The sequence below is a fragment of the Streptomyces sp. NBC_00086 genome (assembly GCF_026343255.1).
Lineage (GTDB): Bacteria > Actinomycetota > Actinomycetes > Streptomycetales > Streptomycetaceae > Streptomyces.
Window position 1 is genome coordinate 6592992 of sequence record NZ_JAPELZ010000001.1, and the last position, 19383, is coordinate 6612374.

The 19383-nt window shown below is 71.7% G+C and carries 14 protein-coding genes; 7 read left to right on the forward strand and 7 right to left on the reverse strand.

Annotation, left to right across the window (positions count from 1 at the left end):
• Positions 1 to 112: 112 nt before the first annotated feature.
• The gene (locus OG276_RS29910) at positions 113 to 1291 is read left to right on the forward strand and encodes a phosphatase PAP2 family protein (protein ID WP_266909942.1); all 1179 of its coding nucleotides are present in this window, start codon (positions 113 to 115) and stop codon (positions 1289 to 1291) included.
• Positions 1292 to 1613: 322 nt separating this feature from the next.
• On the opposite strand, the gene OG276_RS29915 is transcribed toward OG276_RS29910, so the two are convergent.
• Positions 1614 to 2597: a YafY family protein gene (locus OG276_RS29915; protein WP_266909944.1), complete on the reverse strand. Its 984-nt coding sequence runs from the start codon at positions 2595 to 2597 to the stop codon at positions 1614 to 1616.
• A 162-nt stretch (positions 2598 to 2759) separates the two neighbouring features.
• On the opposite strand from OG276_RS29915, the gene OG276_RS29920 reads away from it, so the two are divergent.
• Positions 2760 to 3929, forward strand: a complete 1170-nt coding sequence (locus tag OG276_RS29920) for an acyl-CoA dehydrogenase family protein (protein ID WP_243340961.1) — start codon at positions 2760 to 2762, stop codon at positions 3927 to 3929.
• 66 nt (positions 3930 to 3995) lie between these two features.
• Here the strand turns inward: OG276_RS29920 and OG276_RS29925 are convergent, their stop codons facing one another.
• Positions 3996 to 4448 (reverse strand): cell division protein SepF, encoded by a 453-nt coding sequence (locus OG276_RS29925; RefSeq protein WP_243340959.1) that lies wholly within the window; start codon positions 4446 to 4448, stop codon positions 3996 to 3998.
• Between the two features lie 284 nt (positions 4449 to 4732).
• On the opposite strand from OG276_RS29925, the gene OG276_RS29930 reads away from it, so the two are divergent.
• From OG276_RS29930 to OG276_RS29950, 5 genes are all read left to right on the forward strand, one after another.
• On the forward strand, positions 4733 to 5878 hold the full coding sequence (locus OG276_RS29930; RefSeq protein ID WP_266909948.1) for a DUF5685 family protein: 1146 nt from the start codon (positions 4733 to 4735) through the stop codon (positions 5876 to 5878).
• A 399-nt stretch (positions 5879 to 6277) separates the two neighbouring features.
• Positions 6278 to 7156: a S1 family peptidase gene (locus tag OG276_RS29935; RefSeq protein WP_266909950.1), complete on the forward strand. Its 879-nt coding sequence runs from the start codon at positions 6278 to 6280 to the stop codon at positions 7154 to 7156.
• 147 nt (positions 7157 to 7303) lie between these two features.
• The gene (locus OG276_RS29940) at positions 7304 to 8119 is read left to right on the forward strand and encodes a DUF1684 domain-containing protein (protein WP_266909952.1); all 816 of its coding nucleotides are present in this window, start codon (positions 7304 to 7306) and stop codon (positions 8117 to 8119) included.
• A gap of 198 nt (positions 8120 to 8317) precedes the next feature.
• Positions 8318 to 9142: a S1 family peptidase gene (locus OG276_RS29945; protein WP_266913228.1), complete on the forward strand. Its 825-nt coding sequence runs from the start codon at positions 8318 to 8320 to the stop codon at positions 9140 to 9142.
• A 116-nt stretch (positions 9143 to 9258) separates the two neighbouring features.
• Entirely contained in the window at positions 9259 to 9738 is a 480-nt protein-coding gene (locus OG276_RS29950) for a hypothetical protein (RefSeq protein ID WP_266909954.1), read from the forward strand.
• A 19-nt stretch (positions 9739 to 9757) separates the two neighbouring features.
• Here OG276_RS29950 and OG276_RS29955 read toward each other — a convergent pair whose 3' ends face one another.
• From OG276_RS29955 to fxsB, 5 genes are all read right to left on the reverse strand, one after another.
• A complete protein-coding gene (locus tag OG276_RS29955; RefSeq protein ID WP_266909956.1) occupies positions 9758 to 10654 on the reverse strand; it encodes a DUF4231 domain-containing protein in 897 nt (298 codons plus the stop codon).
• Between the two features lie 91 nt (positions 10655 to 10745).
• On the reverse strand, positions 10746 to 14747 hold the full coding sequence (gene fxsT / locus OG276_RS29960) for an FxSxx-COOH system tetratricopeptide repeat protein (RefSeq protein WP_266909958.1): 4002 nt from the start codon (positions 14745 to 14747) through the stop codon (positions 10746 to 10748).
• The gene (locus OG276_RS29965; protein ID WP_266913230.1) at positions 14731 to 16143 is read right to left on the reverse strand and encodes a TIR-like protein FxsC; all 1413 of its coding nucleotides are present in this window, start codon (positions 16141 to 16143) and stop codon (positions 14731 to 14733) included. Before OG276_RS29965 ends, fxsT begins: the two co-directional genes overlap by 17 nt.
• A 43-nt stretch (positions 16144 to 16186) precedes the next feature.
• Positions 16187 to 16921: an AAC(3) family N-acetyltransferase gene (locus OG276_RS29970; RefSeq protein ID WP_323182374.1), complete on the reverse strand. Its 735-nt coding sequence runs from the start codon at positions 16919 to 16921 to the stop codon at positions 16187 to 16189.
• Between the two features lie 116 nt (positions 16922 to 17037).
• Positions 17038 to 19359 (reverse strand): radical SAM/SPASM protein FxsB, inactivated metallohydrolase extension form, encoded by a 2322-nt coding sequence (fxsB, locus tag OG276_RS29975; protein WP_266909960.1) that lies wholly within the window; start codon positions 19357 to 19359, stop codon positions 17038 to 17040.
• Positions 19360 to 19383: the final 24 nt, after the last annotated feature.

Genomic DNA, 19383 nt, shown 5'->3' on the forward strand with positions numbered 1-19383 from the left:
AGGATGAATACCGGGAATTAAGTCCCGCGTGAGACCAAGTCCACATCACATGGTCATCACAAAGCGCGTGATTCGACCGGGGTGCCCATCGGCGCGCGGTAACGTCGATTGAGTGCGTACCGACCAAATCCTGCCCAGACTGGAGCGGGTGTTCGCCCGGCTGGACCGGGAACCAGAGCGACCGGCTCATCTGCAAACACCGCGGATGAGCCGGCACCGCGTCGTGCTCCTCGGAGCGACCCTCGGCTTCTACCTGGCAATCGTCGTCGCGGTGCTGACCACTTCCTGGCTCGTCCGCCTCGACTGGCAGATCATGTTCTTCCGGCCGTACGAGCAGTGGCCGCAGCTCCACGCCTTCCTCGACTACCTCGTCGTCCTGGGCCAGCGCGGCCCCACCGCGGTCATGGTCGCCGCCTGGCTCGGCTGGCGGTCCTGGCGGCAGCACACCCTCCGCCCGCTGATCACCCTCGGCGTGGCGCTGCTGCTGCTCAACATCACCGTGGGCGCCGTCAAGCTCGGACTGGGCCGGCTCGGTCCGCACTACGCCACCGAGATCGGCTCGGCGGAGCTCTTCGCCGGCGGAGATATATTTCCTTCGGGCCACACCGCCAACGCCGTGGTGACCTGGGGAATCCTGGCCTACCTGGCGTCCACGGTGGTCACCCGCCGGGTGCTGTCCCTGGTGTCCGCCGTGGTCTCCCTGAGCGTCGGCGCCACCACCGTCTACCTCGGCACCCACTGGGTCAGCGACGTCCTGCTCGGCTGGCTCGCCGGCCTGCTCGTGCTGCTGGCGCTGCCGTGGTTCGAGCCGTTCATCGCGCTGGCCGAGGCCTACGTCTTCGACGTGCGGGCCCGGCTGCGCAGCCTCGTGGAGGCCGGGCAGGTGCCCGAGGCCCTCACCGGAGTGCTCGTCCCACTGCTCTCGGCCGGCGGCAAGTGGCAGCTCCAGCGGGCCGCCGCCGAGCCGTCCGAGCGGCCGTCGGGGGAGCCCGTGCCGCCGGCGGCGCCCGTACTTCCCGTGCCGCTGGTGCAGCCCGCGGTCGTCCTGCGGCAGCCCGAGCCGGCCGAGCCCCCGCAGGTTCCGGTCCCGGCGTCGGCCGCCGCTTCCGCTTCCGCCCAGGCTGCTGCGGGCCACCAGCCCGCCGCCCGGCCCGCCGTCCACCTCTCCGGCCGTCCGCACCTGATCCGTTCGGAGCGGACCCCGCTCACCCCGGCAGGCAGCCGCCGGCCGGCCCACGCCGACCGCGCCCCCGTGCGCGGCGCGGCGCCCCGCCCGGCCACCGGCGGCTGAGCCGGACCCCGGGCGGTACGCACCCCTTCCGCTCGCGCATCCACGGCGGGCCCCGGTCGACGACCGGGGCCCGCCGTGGCGCGTCCGGGGCACGGCGGCCGCGAAAGGCCCGGAACGTCAGCGGCGCGCCCGGACGTTCCTCCATACCGGGTCACGCTTGTGTCACGGATTGTCGACAGTCCTCCACGGCGGAGTTTGTCTGGACCTTTTATTTCCCGTCCCGCGACACGCCCGGGGGGAATTCTGTTTCGAATTCCCCCGCAACTCCCCGGAATTGTGGCCGGGGCGTGCTCCGGTCCCCCTCCGCTTCCTTACAAACCCTTCACTTCTCCGGCTGGTTCACGAGCGGTTCCAGAGACCTGCCGAGCCGATCTCGCGCGGCCCGGATCCGGTCCGTCAGTTCGGCCGGTTCGATGACCTCGAACTCACACCCGATCATCATGATGTGAATGACGAGGACATCGAGGTTGACCGCCCCGGTGCGCAGGATGCAGCTCTGCTCGTCGAGCGGCTCCAGGGTCCCGTCGGCCGGTCCGACGATCCGCGCCGCCTCCTGCTCGGGCACCCGCAGCCGGACCACCGCGCGGGTCGCGTACACCCGTTGGGAGATGCCCCGGGAGACGTACGCGGCGAGGTCCTCGGCGGGCGGCGGGCGCGGGGTGAAGCGCGGTCCGTGCGGGGGCCTGAGCTCGATCCGGTCCACCCGGAAGGTCCGCCAGCCCTCCCGGTCCAGATCCCAGGCAACGAGGTACCAGCGGCGCTCGCTGCACACCAGCCGGTGCGGTTCGACGGTCCTGCGGGTGACGGTGCCCCCGTGGTCCCGGTATCCGAAGCGCAGCCGCTCGGCGTCACGGCAGACGCCGGCCAGCTCGGTGAGCACGGAGGAGTCGACCGTGGAGCCGCGCGCCCTGCGGAACATGGGCACGGTGAACTCGTTCAGCGCGGACACCCGGGCCCGCAGCCGCGAGGGCAGTACCTGCTCCAGCTTCGCCAGCGCCCGTACGGAGGCCTCGCCGATGCCCTCCACGCCGTTCCCGGCGGCGGTCCGCAGCCCCACGGCCACGGCGACGGCCTCGTCGTCGTCGAGCAGCAGCGGCGGCAGCTCGGCCCCGGCCCCCAACTGGTACCCGCCGCCGGTGCCCGGACTGGCGTTCACGGGGTAACCGAGCTCCCGCAGCCGGTCCACGTCCCGGCGCACGGTCCGCGGGGTCACGCCGAGCCGGCCCGCCAGATCGGCCCCGGTCCATTCCCGGTGGGCCTGCAACAGGGACAACAGGCGCAGCAGTCGCGCGGAGGTATCAAGCATGTCCGCAGTCTGCCCGCAGGACCGGGGATCGCAGGACCGGGCCACACGACAGGGAGGCCGTGCGGCAGGACGGGGGTCACACCCGCAGCGGGTGGACCGCGGACCGGCGGACCGACAAACTTGCGGCGCTAGGTTTTGTGATCCGGCCTGCCAGGAGGCGCAGTGTCCTTCGTTCCCACCGACCCGCTCGGGCTCGACGAACTCCTCACGCCCGAGGACCTCGCGATCCGGGACACCGTCCGCGGCTGGGCCGCCGACCGGGTCCTGCCGCACATCGCCGAGTGGTACGAGAACGGCGAGCTGCCCGGGATCCGGGAGATCGCCAAGGAGCTCGGCGCCCTCGGCGCCCTCGGGATGTCGCTCCAGGGCTACGGCTGCGCGGGCGCCAGCGCCGTCCAGTACGGGCTCGCCTGCCTGGAACTGGAGGCCGCCGACTCCGGGATCCGCTCGCTGGTCTCCGTACAGGGCTCCCTGGCGATGTACGCGATCTGGAAGTACGGCTCCGAGGAGCAGAAGCAGCGGTGGCTGCCCGGCATGGCCGCCGGCGAACTCATCGGCTGCTTCGGGCTGACCGAGCCCGACGTCGGTTCGGACCCCGGCGCGATGCGCACCCACGCCAAGCGGGACGGCTCGGACTGGGTCCTGAACGGCCGCAAGATGTGGATCACCAACGGCTCGGTGGCCGCCGTGGCCGTCGTCTGGGCGCAGACCGAGGAGGGGATCCGCGGTTTCGCCGTCCCCACGGACAGCGCCGGCTTCTCCGCCCCGGAGATCAAGCACAAGTGGTCCCTGCGCGCCTCGGTGACCAGCGAGCTGATCCTGGACGACGTACGGCTGCCCGCCGACGCGGTGCTTCCGGGGGTCACCGGGCTCAAGGGGCCGCTCGGCTGTCTCAGCCACGCGCGGTACGGGATCGTCTGGGGATCCATGGGTGCGGCGCGCGCCAGCTTCGAGTCGGCGCTGGACTACGCGAAGACGCGCGAGCAGTTCGGCAGGCCCATCGGAGGCTTCCAGCTCACGCAGGCCAAGCTCGCGGACATGGCGCTGGAGCTCCACAAGGGGATCCTGCTCGCCCACCACCTGGGCCGCCGGATGGACGCGGGGACCCTGCGGCCGGAGCAGATCAGCTTCGGCAAGCTCAACAACGTCCGCGAGGCCATCGAGATCTGTCGCACCGCGCGGACGATCCTCGGTGCCAACGGGATCTCCCTCGAATACCCCGTCATGCGGCACGCCACCAACCTCGAATCGGTCCTCACCTACGAGGGCACCGTCGAGATGCACCAGCTCGTGCTGGGCAAGGCGCTCACCGGGCTCGACGCCTTCCGCTAGGCCGGGTACGGCCACTGGATGCCGGGAGGGCCGGAAGGAACCGGAGGCGGCCGGTGAGGGCCTTGCTCAGCTCTGGTTGAAGAAGTCGCGCGAGCGGCCGCCGGGCTCGCCGCTCACGATCTGGGTGTCGGCCGGGGTCAGCAGGAAGACCCTGGTCGCCACCCGCTCGATCGAACCGCGCAGACCGAAGGTCAGACCGGCCGCGAAGTCGACCACGCGCTTCGCGTCGCCCGGGTCCATCGAGGACAGGTTCACGATGACCGGGACACCGTCACGGAACAGCTCGCCGATGCCGCGGGCGTCGCGGAAACCGTCCGGGGTGACCGTCGCGATGCGGCGGCCCTGATCGACGGCGGACTCCGACGCCACCTTGACGCGCGGGTCCGTGACCCACTGCTCGCCGGGGCCGACCACCGAACCCCCCTGCGGGGCCTCCGCGTAGTCGTCGTCGTAGTAACGCTCGTCGTCGCTGTCCTCTACGAGACCCAGCCAGGCACTCGCCTTGCGCACCGAACCCATGGACGCCTCCTTTCATCGCGGTCAGTTCTGTCTTCTCTTCCGCGTCCCTATCGTCGTCCATGATGCTGACAACGCGCCAAGTGGATAGTCGCCGCGCAGGGGTTTCGTGACGGTACTGGTGCAGAACATCCGTTGCACGGTCAAGGATCCCAGCGGGTACCGCTGCTGTCTGAGTGAAAATACGACCAGTACGGCCGTACGGGTGAGCGATGGGGACGTACGGGTGACGGACGGTGTCGCTACGATGCCCGTCGAGCACGCGTATGACACACGGGGGAATCGTTTTGTTCGGCATCGTCAGACCATGCACGCACCGCCTCGGGGAACGGTTCAAGACGGAGTGGATGGCCCATCTCTGCGGGCTGTGCCTGGCACTTCGGGGGGACCACGGCCAGTTCGCGAGGATCGTGACCAACTACGACGGGCTGCTCGTCTCCGTTCTGACGGAGGCTCAGTCCGGACCCGCCCCGGGCTCCCGGCGCACCGCCGGGCCCTGTCCACTGCGCGGGATGCGCACCGCCGCCGTGGCCAACGGCGAGGGGGCGCGGCTCGCCGCCGCCGTCTCGCTCGTGCTGGCCTCCGCGAAGGTGCGCGACCACGTGGCCGACCGGGACGGCCTGTTGGCCCGCGCCCCGATCGCCCTCGCGGCGCGCCGGGTGGCCCGAGGCTGGGACCGGGCGGGTGCCCGTACCGGGGCCTCGCTCGGCTTCGACACGGCCGTGCTCGTCGACGCCGTGGACCGGCAGACGGGCATCGAGACCCTGGCCGGAGCCGGCACGCCGGTGCTCGTGGTGACCGAGCCGACCGAGACCGCCACGGCCGCCGCCTTCGCCCATACCGCGACCCTCGCCGGGCGGCCAGGCAACGCCCCCGCGCTCGCCGAGGCCGGACGCTACTTCGGGCGGCTCGCGCACCTGCTGGACGCCGTCGAGGACCAGGCGGCGGACGCGGCGGCGGGCGCCTGGAACCCGCTGACCGCCACCGGGACCCCCATCGCCGAGGCCCGCAGGCTGTGCGACGACGCCCTGCGGGGCATCCGGCTGGCGCTGCGGGAGGTGGAGTTCGCCGACGCGGGCCTCGCCCACCGGCTGCTCGTGCACGAGCTGCGCACCTCGGTGGACCGGGCCTTCGGGACCGCGGGCTGCGCCCACACGGCGACGGCCCCGGCCCCCGAGGGCTCCTTCGGGCCGCCTCCGGTGGACTTCGGCCCGCCGCCGGCGCCCCCGAGCAAGCCGCGCCGCGGCCTGCTGGCGGGCTGCGCGGTGGCCCTGGGGCTGTTCTGCACCTGCCAGCTGTGCTGCACGGACCACGAGGGCCCGTGGTCCCGCAAGAAGAGGGACGCGTGGTGCGACAACTGCGACTGCGGTCCGAACTGTGACTGCAGCTGCGACGGCTGCTGCTGCTGCGACGGCTGCGGCTGCGACTGCTGACGCGGTCCCCGGCGCCCTTTCCCGTGTGCCGCCTTTGGTGGGCCTGTGCGCCGTATGTCCGATGTACGCGCCCTGCCTTTGTCCCGACTGTGCAACAGCTGTGCACGGCGGCTCTTCGGTCGGAACCTTGCCGTCCGGGGCGAATTCAGGCCGTTTCGGATCGTCTGTCCGGGTCGCCGTCGACGTGGAGCGGGCTTTTGGGGGCCTTTGGGGTCGCCGGTGGCTGAATTACGGTCTTGCCTGGCACCTCTGGCGGCAGAAAACATTCGATAGCATTTACGAGGTTTGTCAGGGGCACGGCGAACGGTGATTCGTCCGTCCTGCCTCTGAGCACCCATACAGGCCCTGGACACCGCACCTGAATTCCGGGCCTTCGATCCCTTCCGGGAGGACAACTAAGTGACAGTCAAGCGCATCTTCCGTTCCAGGCTCTTCGCGGCTGCCGTCGGTCTGACCGCCGTGGCCACGCTCGCGGGTCCCGCGGCCGCGGCCGAGGCCCCGAGCGGTGCCAGCGTCAACGCCGACCGCCTCGCCGCGGCCGAGGCCGCGGTCCTGCGCGCCGATGTCGCTGGTACCGCGTGGGGTGCCGACGAGACGGGGACCCTCGTGGTGACCGCCGACTCCACCGTGTCGGAGGCCAACATCGCGAAGATCAAGAAGGAGGCCGGGTCGAACGGCTCGGCCGTGCGCATCGAGCGGACCCACGGAAAGCTCTCGCAGCTGACCACGGGCGGTCAGGCGATCTACACCACGACGAAGCGCTGCTCCCTCGGCTTCAACGTGCGCCGGGGCACCCTCTACTACGCGCTGACCGCCGGTCACTGCACCCAGGGTGCGGGTACCTGGTACGCGAACACGAGCGGCGTGGTCATCGGCGCGACGGCGGGCTCCAGCTTCCCGGGCAACGACTACGGGATCGTCCGTTACGACAACAAGGGCCTGTCGCACTCCGGTGCGGTCTACGGCCAGGACATCAAGGACGCGATCAACCCCACCGTCGGCATGAGCGTGAAGCGGACCGGTTCCACCACCGGTACCCGCTACGGCAAGGTGACCGGTCTCAACAAGGCGGTCAACTACGGCAACGGCAACATCGTCTACGGTCTGACCCAGACCAACGCCTGCGCCGAGCCCGGCGACAGCGGCGGCCCGTTCTACACCGGCACCCACGCCCTCGGCCTGACCTCCGGCGGCAGCGGTGACTGCAAGTCGGGCGGTGTCACGTACTTCCAGCCCGTCCGGGAAGTGCTCACCCGTTACAACGTGACCGTGTTCTAAGCCACACGCACCCGCTTTACCTTTTCACCTGATTCACCCGCTTCACCCTGGACCTCCTCCCGTCTTCCGGGAGGAGGTCCAGTGCGTTCGTGTCCATTTGCCGGCCTTCCGGTTTCCCGCGGGGCCGGCGTGGAAGGGTTGAGCGGCATGAGCGCTGACGCAGAAGATCCGGCCGCGGCCTGGGAGCGGTGGCACGAGCATCGGGTGGTCACCGTGTCCGCCCCCTACGGGCCGCTCGCACTGACCGGCACCCACTGGCTCGCCGACTACCCGGAAGGTCGAATTCCGGCCGTTCCGGGACACTGGCGGGCCACCACCGCAGGAGTGACCCTGACCGCCGGTCCCGAGGACGGGATCGCCCTGGACGACGCACCCCTCACCGGCGCCGCCGTCCTCGCCGCCGACGAGGCCCCGCCCTCGCACTCCCGGCTCCGCGCGGGGGAGGTGCGGCTCGTCGTGATCCGGCGCGAAGGGGAATGGGCGGTACGGGTGTTCGACCCGGCCGCACCGGGCCGGGCGGCCTTCGCCGGGATCGAGGTCACCCCGTACGACCCAGCGTACGCGGTGCCGGGACGGTTCATCCCGTACGGGGAGGACCGGACGGTCCAGGTCGAGAACGTCGACGGACGCGCGCGCGGGCTCGGCCTGGGCGGTGAGCTGGGCTTCGACTTCGCCGGCGCCCGGCACGCGCTGCGGGTCGCGGTGGACGAGGGGGACGGCAGTCTCTGGGCGGTCGTCGGGGATGCCACCGGCGGCCGTTCCAGCTACCGGTTCCGCTTCCTCAGGCCCGGAATCCCGGCCGCCGACGGCTCGATCACCGTGGACCTCAACCGGGTCCAGCTGCCTCCCTGCGCCTTCGCGGACCACTTCGTCTGCCCCTTCCCTCCGCCCGGCAACACCCTGCCCTTCGGGATCGAGGCGGGCGAGCGGCGGCTGAAAGGCGCCCTTGCTAGCGGTATCTGACACCAGGAGACTCCCGTCAGCGTCTCTCGGGGCTTGTCAGGGGCACGTCGAGCGGCATCCCGTCCGCCGCGCCCCCGGCCGCCCTCCACGGGCTCCGGCACCACCCCACCCCGCCGGGCCTCCGACCCCCACTCGGGAGGACGACAAGTGACGATCAAGCGCATCATCCGTTCCAGGTTCTTCGCCGTGGCCACCGGCATGGCCGCCGTGGCCGCGCTCGCGGCCCCCACGGCCGCGCACGCCGACGGCGGCTTCAGCGCCGACCGGCTCGCCTCCGCCGGCGCCTCGGTCCTGCGTGCCGACGTCGCCGGCACCGCCTGGCACACCGACTCCGCCACCGGCACCCTCGTGGTCACCGCCGACTCCACCGTCTCGGCGGCGAGCATCGCCAAGATCCGCAGCGAGGCCGGAGCGAACGCGGCCGCCCTGCGCATCGAGCGCACACCGGGCAAGCTGACGAAGCTGGTGTCCGGCGGAGACGCCATCTACGCGACCGGCTGGCGCTGTTCCGCCGGTTTCAACGTGCGCAGCGGCAGCACCTACTACATCCTCACCGCCGGACACTGCACCGACGGCGCGGGCACCTGGTGGACCAACTCCGCCCGTACCACCGCCATCGGCCCGACGGTGGGCTCCAGCTTCCCGAACAACGACTACGGACTCATCCGCTACGACAACGCCTCCCTGGCTCACCCCGGCGCCGTCGGCAGCCAGGACATCACCAGCGCCATCAACGCCACCACCGGTCTGGCCGTCACCCGCCGCGGCTCCACCACCGGCATCCACAGCGGCTCGGTGACCGGGCTCAACGCCACCGTGAACTACGGCGGCGGCGACGTCGTCTACGGCATGATCCGGACCAACGTCTGCGCCGAGCCCGGCGACAGCGGCGGTCCGCTCTACTCGGGCACCCGCGCGGTCGGCCTCACCTCCGGCGGCAGCGGCAACTGCTCTTCGGGCGGCACCACGTTCTTCCAGCCCGTCGTCGAGGCGCTCAACGCGTACGGCGTGAGCGTGTACTAGGCCCTGCCCCGGGCCGCGGCACGGACCCGTGCGCCCCCGCCGGACCCCTGGACGTCCTCCCGCCTTCTGGGAGGATGTCCAGGGCGTTCGTGTCCACGGGGGGAGCGGGTTTCCGCATGAAGCGAATCGGCGTGACCGGACACCGGTCGATCCCGGACGAGCTGCTCGGCCATGTGGAGGAGGGCCTGCGGTCCGTACTGGGGGGCCACGAAGGGCCGTTGGAGGCCCTCTCCAGCCTCGCCGAGGGAGCGGACCAGCTGTTCGCCGCCATCGCGCTGGAATACGGCGCGGACCTCACCGTGGTCATCCCCAGCGGGGACTACGAGGAGGGTTTCGAGGGCCCCGGATCGCTGGACCGGTACCTGGGGCTCAAGCGCCGGGCCGCCCAGGAGGTCCGGATGGACTTCGCCCGCTCCACCGACGAGGCCTACTACGCGGCCGGAACCTACATCGCCGATTCCTGCGACCGCCTCGTCGCCGTCTGGGACGGCCTGCCCGCCCGCGGGCACGGCGGCACCGCCGAGATCGTCGCCTACGCCCGCGCCCTCGGGAAGCCCGTCACCGTGATCTGGCGGGAGGGCGTGACCCGGGACTGAGGCCACGCCCGTACGCGGGTCAACTGCTGTGCCGGGCCAGCCAGTCCGTGTGCTGCGGGGACACGTACCGCTCGGTCTCGTAGACCGCCGTCGGCCACTGCGTCTCGGTGATCGTCGTCTGCATCACGACCATCATCGCGGAGAGGTCCTGCTCGATCAGCGTGTGCGCCTCTATGAGCGGATGGTGGCGCCGCACCTCGTTCCAGGCGATGCCGGCCGTCGCCGCCGCGCTCAGCAGCCCGGTCAGCGCCGGCCCCGGACCCGAACCGAAGGCCCCGAAGAGGGCGAACAGCAGCGCCAGCAGGGTCAGCAGCACGATCGACCACGACCACAGGGCCGTCGCCCGCCGGGACACCTCGGTCTTGCGCTGGTACCAGTTGCGCTGCTCGATCAGCCGGTCGCGGACGTAGGTCTCCCTGCGGACCTGGTAGTCCAGCCCCCGCAGCCGGAACATCGCCCCGGTGATCTCCCCGCCCTCCGGCACCAGCCCGGCGGTCCGCGGATCCTCCCAGCCCATCTTCCGCAGCTCGTTCAGCCCCGCCTCCAGCCGGGTCCGGTACGTCTCCTCGACGCCCGGGACCTCGCTGCCGAAGGGGGCGCCGTGGACGGCGTACCGCCAGGCCAGCGATTTGATGAACTCCGCGGCGCTGCGGTTGAGCTGCCACTGCGGGCGGGCCCGGCGCCGGGTGGCCCGTACGCCCACGCCCAGCACCCCGGCGTACGCGAGCACGCTGAGGAGCCCGGACAGGTACGCGGAGCCGAGCTTCGGCCCCTCGGGCAGGGCGGCGATCACGGCGGCCACGACGAGCAGCATCAGCTGGGCGCGGGTGGCCTGGGTGGACTCCCGCTGCCGGGAGATCGCCGCCTGGTCGGTGTGGTGGAAGAGGGCCGGCAGGTCCTCGTTGCGAAAGGTCATGCTGTCACTCACAGCGAACCCCCCAGTCTGCTGTTCGTCCATGGATCGGGGAGGTGCGGGGGCGGCTCCCGGCGGGAGCCGCCCCCGCGGATCACACCGCCAGCGGCTCCAGGTCCCGGTGGACCCGGCGCTCGTCGCGGGCGTACCGCGTCAGCCCGTGGTCCTCGCCGAGGAGCCGGGTCAGCTCGGTCACCGTCTCGGCGCGGACCCGGTTCGCCTCCTCCTTGCGGCCCATCATGTCCAGGCTGACCGCCATGTTGGAGGCGCTCGCCAGGGTCTCCGGGTGGTGCACGCCCAGCGCCTCGCGCAGCCGCATCACCGCGAGCCGTTCCAGCTCCAGGGCGCCCTCCGGATCGCCCAGGTCGGCCCGGGCGTTGGCCAGGTTGAGGTTGGCGAAGATGGTGTGCGGGTGGTTGTCGCCCAGCACCTCGCTCATGTGCCGGATGGTCTGGCGCAGCATCGGATCGGCGGTCTCCGCCGCCCCCGTGCCCCAGTGGAACACCGCGAGGTTGTTGACCGCGGCCAGGGTGTACGGGTGCCGCTCGCCCGGCACCTTGACGTACTCGTCCACCACCTCCTGGGCCAGGTCCCGCGCCCCGCCCGGGTCCCCCGTCGCGAACAGGTCCGCGGCCAGGTTCAGTTCGCAGGCCAGCAGGTCCGGGTTGACCGAGGTGTACTTGGCCCGGTACCGGTTGCGGGTCGCGGTCGTCAGCCGCAGCGCGTCCTCCACGTCGCCCGCCCTGCGCAGCGAGACCGCCAGGTTCTTGGCCGCCGACAGGGTGCCGGGGAAGGCCCGGCCCAGGGTCCGCTTGTAGATCTCGTACGTCCGGCTCAGCAGCTGCACCGAGTCGTCGTACCGGCCCACCTCGCGCAGGTCGCGCGCCAGGTTCTGCGCCGAGGACAGGGTGTACGGGTGGTCCGTGCCCAGCACCTCGGTGCGCCGGTCGAAGACCTCCTGGTCGATCTCCCTGGCCCGGGCGTACTGCCCGATCATGCGCAGGTTCAGCGCCAGGTTGTTCGCGGCGGCCAGGGTCCGCGGGTGGGCCTCGTGGAAGATCTGCCCGAAGCCCTCGTGCGCGGCGTTCGCCAGCTCCATCGCCTCGCCGTAGCGGCCGAGGGCGCCCAGGTCCATGGCCAGACCGCTGGTGGTCATGTAGGTGTGCGGGTGCGAGACGCCCAGCGCCGCCTGCTGGCGCTCCAGGGTGCCCTCGTCCAGTTCCATCGCCTCCACGAACCGGCCCTGCGAGCGCAGGATGTTGGAGAGGTGGAAGCGCAGGTACAGGTACTGGAGGTCGTCGCCGCCCAGGGTCTCGCGCCAGGTCTCGCGCAGCTCCTCGCCCAGCGCGTACGCGGCCTTGAAGTCCCCGCGCTTCCAGAGGTAGCGGACGCGGTCGATCAGCAGCCGGCGGGTTTCCGGCTCCTTGCAGAACCGGGCCTCCGACGGGGTCAGGTGCGGCCAGATGGTGTTGAACCGCGGCCAGGTCTCCGGGTTGTCTATCGGCTCGTCGTCGTCCGGCCGGGCACCCGCCAGGATCCGGTGCACCGCGTGCCGGGCCTCGCGCTGCTCCTCCTCGGAGAGCTGCGCCCGGATCACCGCCTGCACCAGTCGGTGGACCTGGATGCTGTTGCTGACCTGGTCGACCTTGGCGAGCGCGAAGCGGCCGATCTCCCGGATGACGCGGCCCAGGACCAGCTTCTCCTGGAGGGAGGAGTCGTACGGCTTGAGGGCGTCGATCATCTCCTTGCTGTAGAGCAGGTTCGCCGAGATCGGCTCGGGTGCGAAGAAGGCGCACAGCTGGAGCAGCCGCACGGCCGCGGGGGAGCGGGACTGGAGCCGCTCTATGGAGACGTTCCAGGTGGCGGCCACCGGCTCCGGGTAGCCGGGCGGCTGGTTCAGCGCCAGTACCCGGGCGGCCTGCTGGGCCAGCTGCTCGATGTACGCGGACACCGGGGTCGCGGTCTCCGCGATCCAGGCGCCCGCCTGCTCGACGGCCAGCGGCAGGTCGCCGACCGCGATGGCCACCTGCTCGGCGTCCTCCTTGCTGAGGCCGGGGGCCCGGCGCTGGAGGTGCTCGATGGACTCCTCGCGCAGGAACACGTCCACCGGGAGGGCGTCGCCGTACTGGGACCAGGACTGGTTGCGGGAGGTGACCAGCACGTGCCCCGGGCCGCCCGGCGGGAAGTACCGCTTGAGCGTCTCGGGATCGTCGGCGTTGTCGAAGACCAGCAGCCAGCGCGAGGAGGGGACCCCGCGCCGCAGCAGGTCGATCGCCTCCTGGGAGGCGGCCGACATGTCCTCGCCGGTCTGCGCGCCGAGGCGTACGGCCAGTTCCGCGAGGGCGGCCACCACGTCGTCGGTCTGCTCGGCGGAGATCCACCAGACCAGGTCGTAGTCGGCCATGAACCGGTGCACGTACTCCAGCGCCACCTGGGTCTTGCCGACGCCGCCGAGCCCGAACAGGGTCTGCGGCTGTGGCAGCACCACGGATATGCCGCCGCCGAGCTGGTCGCGCATCCGCTCCAGCACGATGGAGCGGCCGGTGAAACCGGGGTTGCGGGGCGGCGCGTTCCAGATCTTCGGGACCGTCCCCGGGAAGCGGGGTCCGGGCGCGGAGGCGCTGGCGACGGTGTCGGGCAGCGCCATCGGCCGTTCCACCGCGCGCAGCAGCGCGGTCGTGGCGTGCACCTCGTCGAGGCGGAACAGGTCCACCGGGTTGCGGTCGATGTACGGGGTGGACAGGCGCACGTCGCCCACCCGCAGCGGCACCAGCTGGCGCCGGCCTCCCGTTGGGTCCTCGGCGGCGGCCCGCTCCCACACGTCCACCGCGCGGGCGGACTTGAGGTAGGCGCTGGAGAGCAGCACCACGGTCCGCGCGGCGGTGTCGACGCTGATCCCCGTACCGCCCAGGGTGTCCCCGCCGGCGGCGGCCGGGGTCCGTTCGGCGGAGACGTCGCGGGGGACGACCCGGAAGCCGGCCCGGGTGAGCACCGATTCGATCCAGTCGGCCCACATGCGGTTCTCGGCGACGTACGAGAGGAAGAGGTCCGCGGGCAGGGCGGGGCGGCGCCGGGTGAAGGCGTCGCGGATGCGCAGGCGCACCTCCTCGCCGATGGCCGGCATCGAGGTGACGTCGCCCTCGGTGACGACGGTGGTGAGCCGTTCGAAGGCGGAGAGCAGGGAGTTGGTGAGCCCGGCCTCGTCCCCGAAGGTGGCCAGGGTCTCCTCGTAGGCGTAGTAGGGGCGGTACGGGATCTCCACCGCGCCCCAGTAGGAGGTGAGGTCGTCCCCGATCAGGCCGTTGGGGAAGCGGTCGAACTTGATCCGGGCCAGGGCGCGGCCGGCGTCGGCCTTCTCCTTCTCGCCCTCGTCGATGCGCATCGGGACCGGGTAGATCTTGATGCCGCGGTCGTTGAAGCGTTCGTCGATCTGCCGGGCCACGGAGGCCGCGCCGTCGATGGACTGGTCGGACAGGGTGAAGCAGTCGACCAGGACGTCGGGCAGGTGGACCGTGCAGATGTCGGCTATGTCGGAGAGGCCGGTGCGGCTGTCGATCAGGACGTAGTCGTAGTTCCGCTTCATGTCCGCCCGTAAGGCGTCGAAGAAGAGCCCGCCGCCGAGCCGGTCGTAGAAGTTGTCCCAGTCGAAGGTGGAGACGGTCGCCGAGTACTCGCGGTTCTGCCGGCCCGCCGAGACGAAGTCGAGGGTCCCGCCGTCGGGGAACTCCCAGCCGAGGGTCTCGGGGGTCAGCGAGACGGCGTGCGGCTGGATCCGCGCGTAGTCCTTGTGCCAGTCGTCGGCGCGCTGCACCGGGCTGGTGGCCGCCCACGCGTACTCGCTGATCAGGTCGATGACACCGGTGGTGGCGCCGAGGGTGGAGGGGTCCAGGAAGGGGTGGAAGAAGCGGTGCAGGCCGGGGGCCTCCAGGTCCCAGTCCACGGCGAGGACCCGCTTGCCGTTGGCCGCGAGGATCCAGGCGGTGTTGGCCAGCGCCATCGTGCGGCCCGTGCCGCCCTTGTACGAGTAGAAGGTGACGATGCGCCCCTCGCGGTGCTCGTCACGGCTGCTGTGCTGGCTGTCACGACTCGATGTCATCCGCGTCCCCCCGGTCGTTGTCGTTGGTGTCTGTGGGCCCGCCGTACCCGTCGCCCGTATCGCCCACGGTGGGCGGGAAGGGGGCGGGCGGTGGGGCCGGCGGCCCGTTCATCCCCATCGGACCGAGCAGCCGGGGCCGTTCGGTGCCGGCCGCGGGGCTGCCGGCCGGCGGATAGACCTGGGCGTGTCTGAGGAACTGCTGGGCGGCGGCTTCCACCACCTGCGGCAGGATCTGCCCGAGCGTCTCCATGTTGGCCACGCCGTTGGCGGCGGCCCGGCAAGCGGCCCGGCCCTGGCTCATCTTGACGGGCATGGTGTCCTCCAGCCGGTGGGCCAACTCGCCCTCCTTCGCGCGGCTCTGGTGGTCGTACCGGTTCCACGGCACCACCACGTTGATCCACGGCCGGGACTCCTGGTCGAAGGCGGCCAGGCGCTGGCGGCGCTGTTCGTCCTCCACCGCCCACCGGTCCACGATGAGGATCTCGGGGCGGGTCGGCGGCTGTTTGGAGTCGAAGTGCCCGGCCTCGTCGTCGAACGAGCCCACCGTCGTCTGGTAGTTGAGGTTGCGGACCAGGTCCTCGGCCACGTAGGCGATGGGCCGCTGGGAGACCGGGTGGTACGGGTTCCAGTCCAGCGCGCTGTCCCCGTAGTACTCGGGGCTGCGGCCCTCGGGCAGATCGTGCCGGGAAGCGGCGGCCACGGTGACGTGCAGGGTGCGGGTGGTGCTGCTGGGGGTGCCGTTCGCGGAGCCGAAGGCGCTGGGCACCAGCCGGTAGTCGAGCGGCCGGATGGGATCGAGCCGGACGGTCTCGGCGACCCGGACGATCCGTTTGGCGAGTTCGTACACGGCGCTCTCGTACTGCTCGGCGTAGCCCCGCAGTTTGATCAGTCCGTAGAGTCCGTCGGTGACGTAGCGCTCGCCGAAGGTGTTGTGGTTGAACTGCAACCGCTCGGCTGGAAGCGGTAGTTGGGAGGGCGGCACCGGCACCCATAACGCGGGCACGATGGCTTCGGCCGGCTGGTTGCTGAGCGCCACGTGGTGAATGGTGCGCTGCGCGAAGGCGAACCACTCCTTCCCGCACATCTCGCTGGCGAAGTAGCGCGGCGAGAACAGGGGGACGAAGACCCGGCAGGTGGCGAGCGCCGCCCCGAGCCGTTCCGACCAGCCCTCACCGCTGCGTATCTCCCGGTCCATGAAGCCGGCCTCGGCTCCCGCGGGCAGATTCGTCAGCGCCATGACATGGCTGCAGAGGTCGCGGAAAAGCCGCTCCACCCACATGTCCGGGTCCGGTCCTCCCGCTCCGAACCTCGGTGTATGCGCATAACTGAGAAAAAAGTACGGCTGCACTGATGCGGGCACACGACCCCCGTCCCGAAGATGCGAGCGAAGAAACATCATTCCGGAGCTGCTCCGCCACATCCCCTCATCGTTCAGTCAATCAGCGTCTGTTTTCGGTCATCCATTCAAGCGCGTGATCGACGGCATGCGGAAGGGCGAAGAGCATGGTCGATGCTCCGCCGATCCGCCCCCGGTGAATCCGGTCTTCCGGGAACTCCCTGCCGATCTCGGCGAAATCGCTGTCATCCAGCGCGATGTCCTCGTACGCGGTCCACCCTTCCCCCTCGGGCCCTCCGGGCTGCCGCCCCGGAAGTCCCGGATGGTTCACCTTCACCACACACTCGTACATGCGCAAGGGGGGCTGCGGAATTCGATACTCCGCGAGATGGAATGCGGTGCAGACGGAAAATCCCACATTGATCATGAGTACCTTCCATCCCGTGCCGCACATCTTTCCCAGGGGTGATTCCTCGCCCAAATGGCTGGTCAGCGGATGCTCCGCACACATTCCCCGGGCCCCTTCGCCGACGGCGGCGAAAGAGGTCTGCGGATGCCCGCTGCGCGCCGCTCCCGGGGCGGTGCGCACCGCTTCCGCGAGGACCCCCATCCCGTGGCTCGGGGTGCGCGCCTGGTCGAAGGCGGGCATCCGCGCGCGGAACTCCCGTACGCCCTCCTCGGAGAGGCCCGCGATCCGCGCCAGGTGCGCGGTGGAGGTCTTGGAGTTCTGCGGGGTGAAGGCCGGCGCGGCGAGGGTGCCGCGCGGGCCGACGGCGGCGAGGAGGGCGCTCAGCAGCTCCCCGGCGCGCAGGCCGGTGCCGCCGAGCGCGGCGTGCACCAGGAGGCGCATGCCGGGGCGGACACCGAGCGCGCGGAGGGGGCCGACGAGTCCGGCGGGGCCGCCGGTGCCGGGGCGGGGGAGCCGGCCGGCTTCCCCGGGGCCCGGCGGGCCGCTCACGCGTCGACCGCCTTCAGCTCCCAGCGCAGCTGCTCCACGAGCCGCTTCCCGGTGCTCGTCAGCTCCGCCGCCCCCGACAGCTGGTCCAGCGCCCGGTTGATCCGGTCCAGCCCGCTCGGCTCCGCGGCGGCGGTCGCCCGCCGGTAGGCCTCCACTGCCACCCGCTCGTGGACGTCGGCCAGCAGCCGGGACACCGGGACCGGGCTCTCCCGCCACGGCGAGGGGTGCTGCCACTCCCCGTCCAGCGCGTACAGGTCGGCCACCTCCGTCAGCGCCTGGAGCCCGGCCCGCCGCCGCCCGGTCAGCAGCGCGAGCGCGGTCTCCGCCACCCCGGCCGCGTACGGCACTCCGAGCGCGCCCGGACCGTGCCGCCCGGCCTCGCCCCAGCCGCGGGCCCGGGGACCGCCCGCGAGCGGGGTCAGGGTGGTCAGCCCGGTGGCGGCCGCCCGCGCGAACTCGGGCACCGAGGCGTGCAGCAGCGCCCATGCTGCGTCGAGGCGCTCCCGCCACTCCCCGGCCTCCGCGGCGCCGAGCCGCAGCCGGGGCGGGCGGGCGAAGCAGTTGCGGTGCGGGTCCAGGTCCTCCAGCGCCACGGGGGCCGCGTCCGGCCCCGGGGACCAGGTGCGTACGGGCTGCCAGCGCGCGTCGCCCGCCGCGGGCCCGAAGCGGTGCTCGGGGCGGCCCTCCTCGCGTACGGCGTACCACCCGTCGGCGGCGTGCAGCGTGGCCCGGCCGTCGGTGCCGGGCTCGCCCAGGCGCAGCAGGCCGAGCGTCGGCAGGTACACCTCGCCGTCCCGGTAGACGACCTCGGCGGGCAGGTCGAGCCCGCCGCGCAGGACGGCGGCGGCGGCCAGCGCGGTCAGCCGGCGGGCCGCCTGCGGGGCATCGGGGCGGCCCTGGGCGGCGGGGTCGAGGCAGGCCATGACCCAGGTCCGGGTGAAGGGGTGGGCCAGTACGGCGTCCACCGCGTCCGCGCCGGCCTGCCCGGCCCGCTCCACGGCGCCCAGCACCCTCCAGGCCCGCTCCCACTCGGAATCACCCGTGCGGCGGTCGTTCAAGAGGGCGAGCAGGTCCCTGGTCAGCTGCGCCTGGGAGCCGGCCAGCTCGGCCGGGTCGGACAGTTCCGGCGCGCTCGCGCGGGCACTCGTACGGCCCTCCACGCCGTCGACGAGCTCGCGCAGGTCGGTGCAGTAGACGGAGGGGTTGTCGAAGTCCCCGGCGGCTCCCGCTCCCGCGTCCCCGGCCGCTCCCGCCCCCGCTTCCGCGCCCGGGCCATCGGCCGGACCGGCCTGGTAGCGGTGCGTGTAGAGCCCGCCTCCGCACGAACGTACGACGGGGCACCGGCGGCACGTAGCGCTGACGCCGGCCAGGCCCAGCTGCCGGGCGCGGACCCCGGGATGGGCCGCGACCAGGTCGAAGGCGTGGTCGAAGACGTTGAACCCGGTGGCTGCGGCTCCCTCGAAGGCGCTCTTCAGGGAGTCGACTTGCTCCAGGTTCCCGTCGGTTTCCACGACCACGAGATCGGTGGGCGCGAGGCCGAGGGACTCGGTGAGGCTGGGGCCGCCGGCCAGGGTGGAGAACAGCGAGTCGAAGAGCCGTACGGGGACCGGGCGCCCGAGGTGCTCCCAGTGGTCGAAGACCCGCAGCAGCCAGCGCGCGTAGGTGTCGGGGGCCCCGTCGGGGCGGACCGGGGGCGTCTGCCAGGTGGCGTGCGGGAGGAGGAAGTCCACGCGCGGAGGGGCCAGTTCGACCAGGGCGTCGAGCACGGCCACGGGGTCGTTGGCCACGTCGATGGTGCAGAGCAGGCCCTGGTAGAGGTGGCGGTAGGGCTCGGTGCGCAGCAGGTCCACGGCGGCCAGGACCAGGGGATGGCTCGTGCGTCCGTCGGCGAAGCGCCGGTGGCGGTCGTTGGCCGCGCGGTCCCCGTCGAGGGAGACGCTGACGCTGACGCCGAACTCCGCGAAGAGGTCCAGATAACGGGGGCTGAGCTGCAGGCCGTTGGTGTGCATGCGCAGGTCGAGGGCGGCGATGCCGTCGAGGGCGCGGGTGAATTCCTCGCACACGAGCCGGAGGCGGGCGGGGCCCGCGAGAAGCGGTTCCCCTCCGTGAAGGATGACCGTGACGGAGGGGAGTGCGTGTGTCCTTGCGTGTTCGGCGAGCCGCGACGCCGTCTGTGAAATCACCTCGGGGGAGATCACTTTGGGCCGGGCGCGCCAGCTCTGATCTGCGTGTTCGTAGACATAGCAATGATCACAAGCAAGATCGCATCTGCTGTGAACTTTCAGGACGATCTCGCGAAAAGCGATCAGGCCGGTCATTCCACCAGTCTAGAGCGCTGACTT

What these genes read in the sequence shown, in the direction of transcription:
- fxsT (WP_266909958.1), bottom strand. Translation starts at nt 14,747, where the DNA reads ATGACATCGAGTCGTGACAGCCAGCACAGCAGCCGTGACGAGCACCGC.
- OG276_RS29950 (WP_266909954.1), top strand. Translation starts at nt 9,259, where the DNA reads ATGAAGCGAATCGGCGTGACCGGACACCGGTCGATCCCGGACGAGCTG.
- OG276_RS29915 (WP_266909944.1), bottom strand. Translation starts at nt 2,597, where the DNA reads ATGCTTGATACCTCCGCGCGACTGCTGCGCCTGTTGTCCCTGTTGCAG.
- OG276_RS29955 (WP_266909956.1), bottom strand. Translation starts at nt 10,654, where the DNA reads ATGACCTTTCGCAACGAGGACCTGCCGGCCCTCTTCCACCACACCGAC.
- OG276_RS29965 (WP_266913230.1), bottom strand. Translation starts at nt 16,143, where the DNA reads ATGTTTCTTCGCTCGCATCTTCGGGACGGGGGTCGTGTGCCCGCATCA.
- fxsB (WP_266909960.1), bottom strand. Translation starts at nt 19,359, where the DNA reads ATGACCGGCCTGATCGCTTTTCGCGAGATCGTCCTGAAAGTTCACAGC.
- OG276_RS29925 (WP_243340959.1), bottom strand. Translation starts at nt 4,448, where the DNA reads ATGGGTTCGGTGCGCAAGGCGAGTGCCTGGCTGGGTCTCGTAGAGGAC.
- OG276_RS29940 (WP_266909952.1), top strand. Translation starts at nt 7,304, where the DNA reads ATGAGCGCTGACGCAGAAGATCCGGCCGCGGCCTGGGAGCGGTGGCAC.
- OG276_RS29945 (WP_266913228.1), top strand. Translation starts at nt 8,318, where the DNA reads ATGGCCGCCGTGGCCGCGCTCGCGGCCCCCACGGCCGCGCACGCCGAC.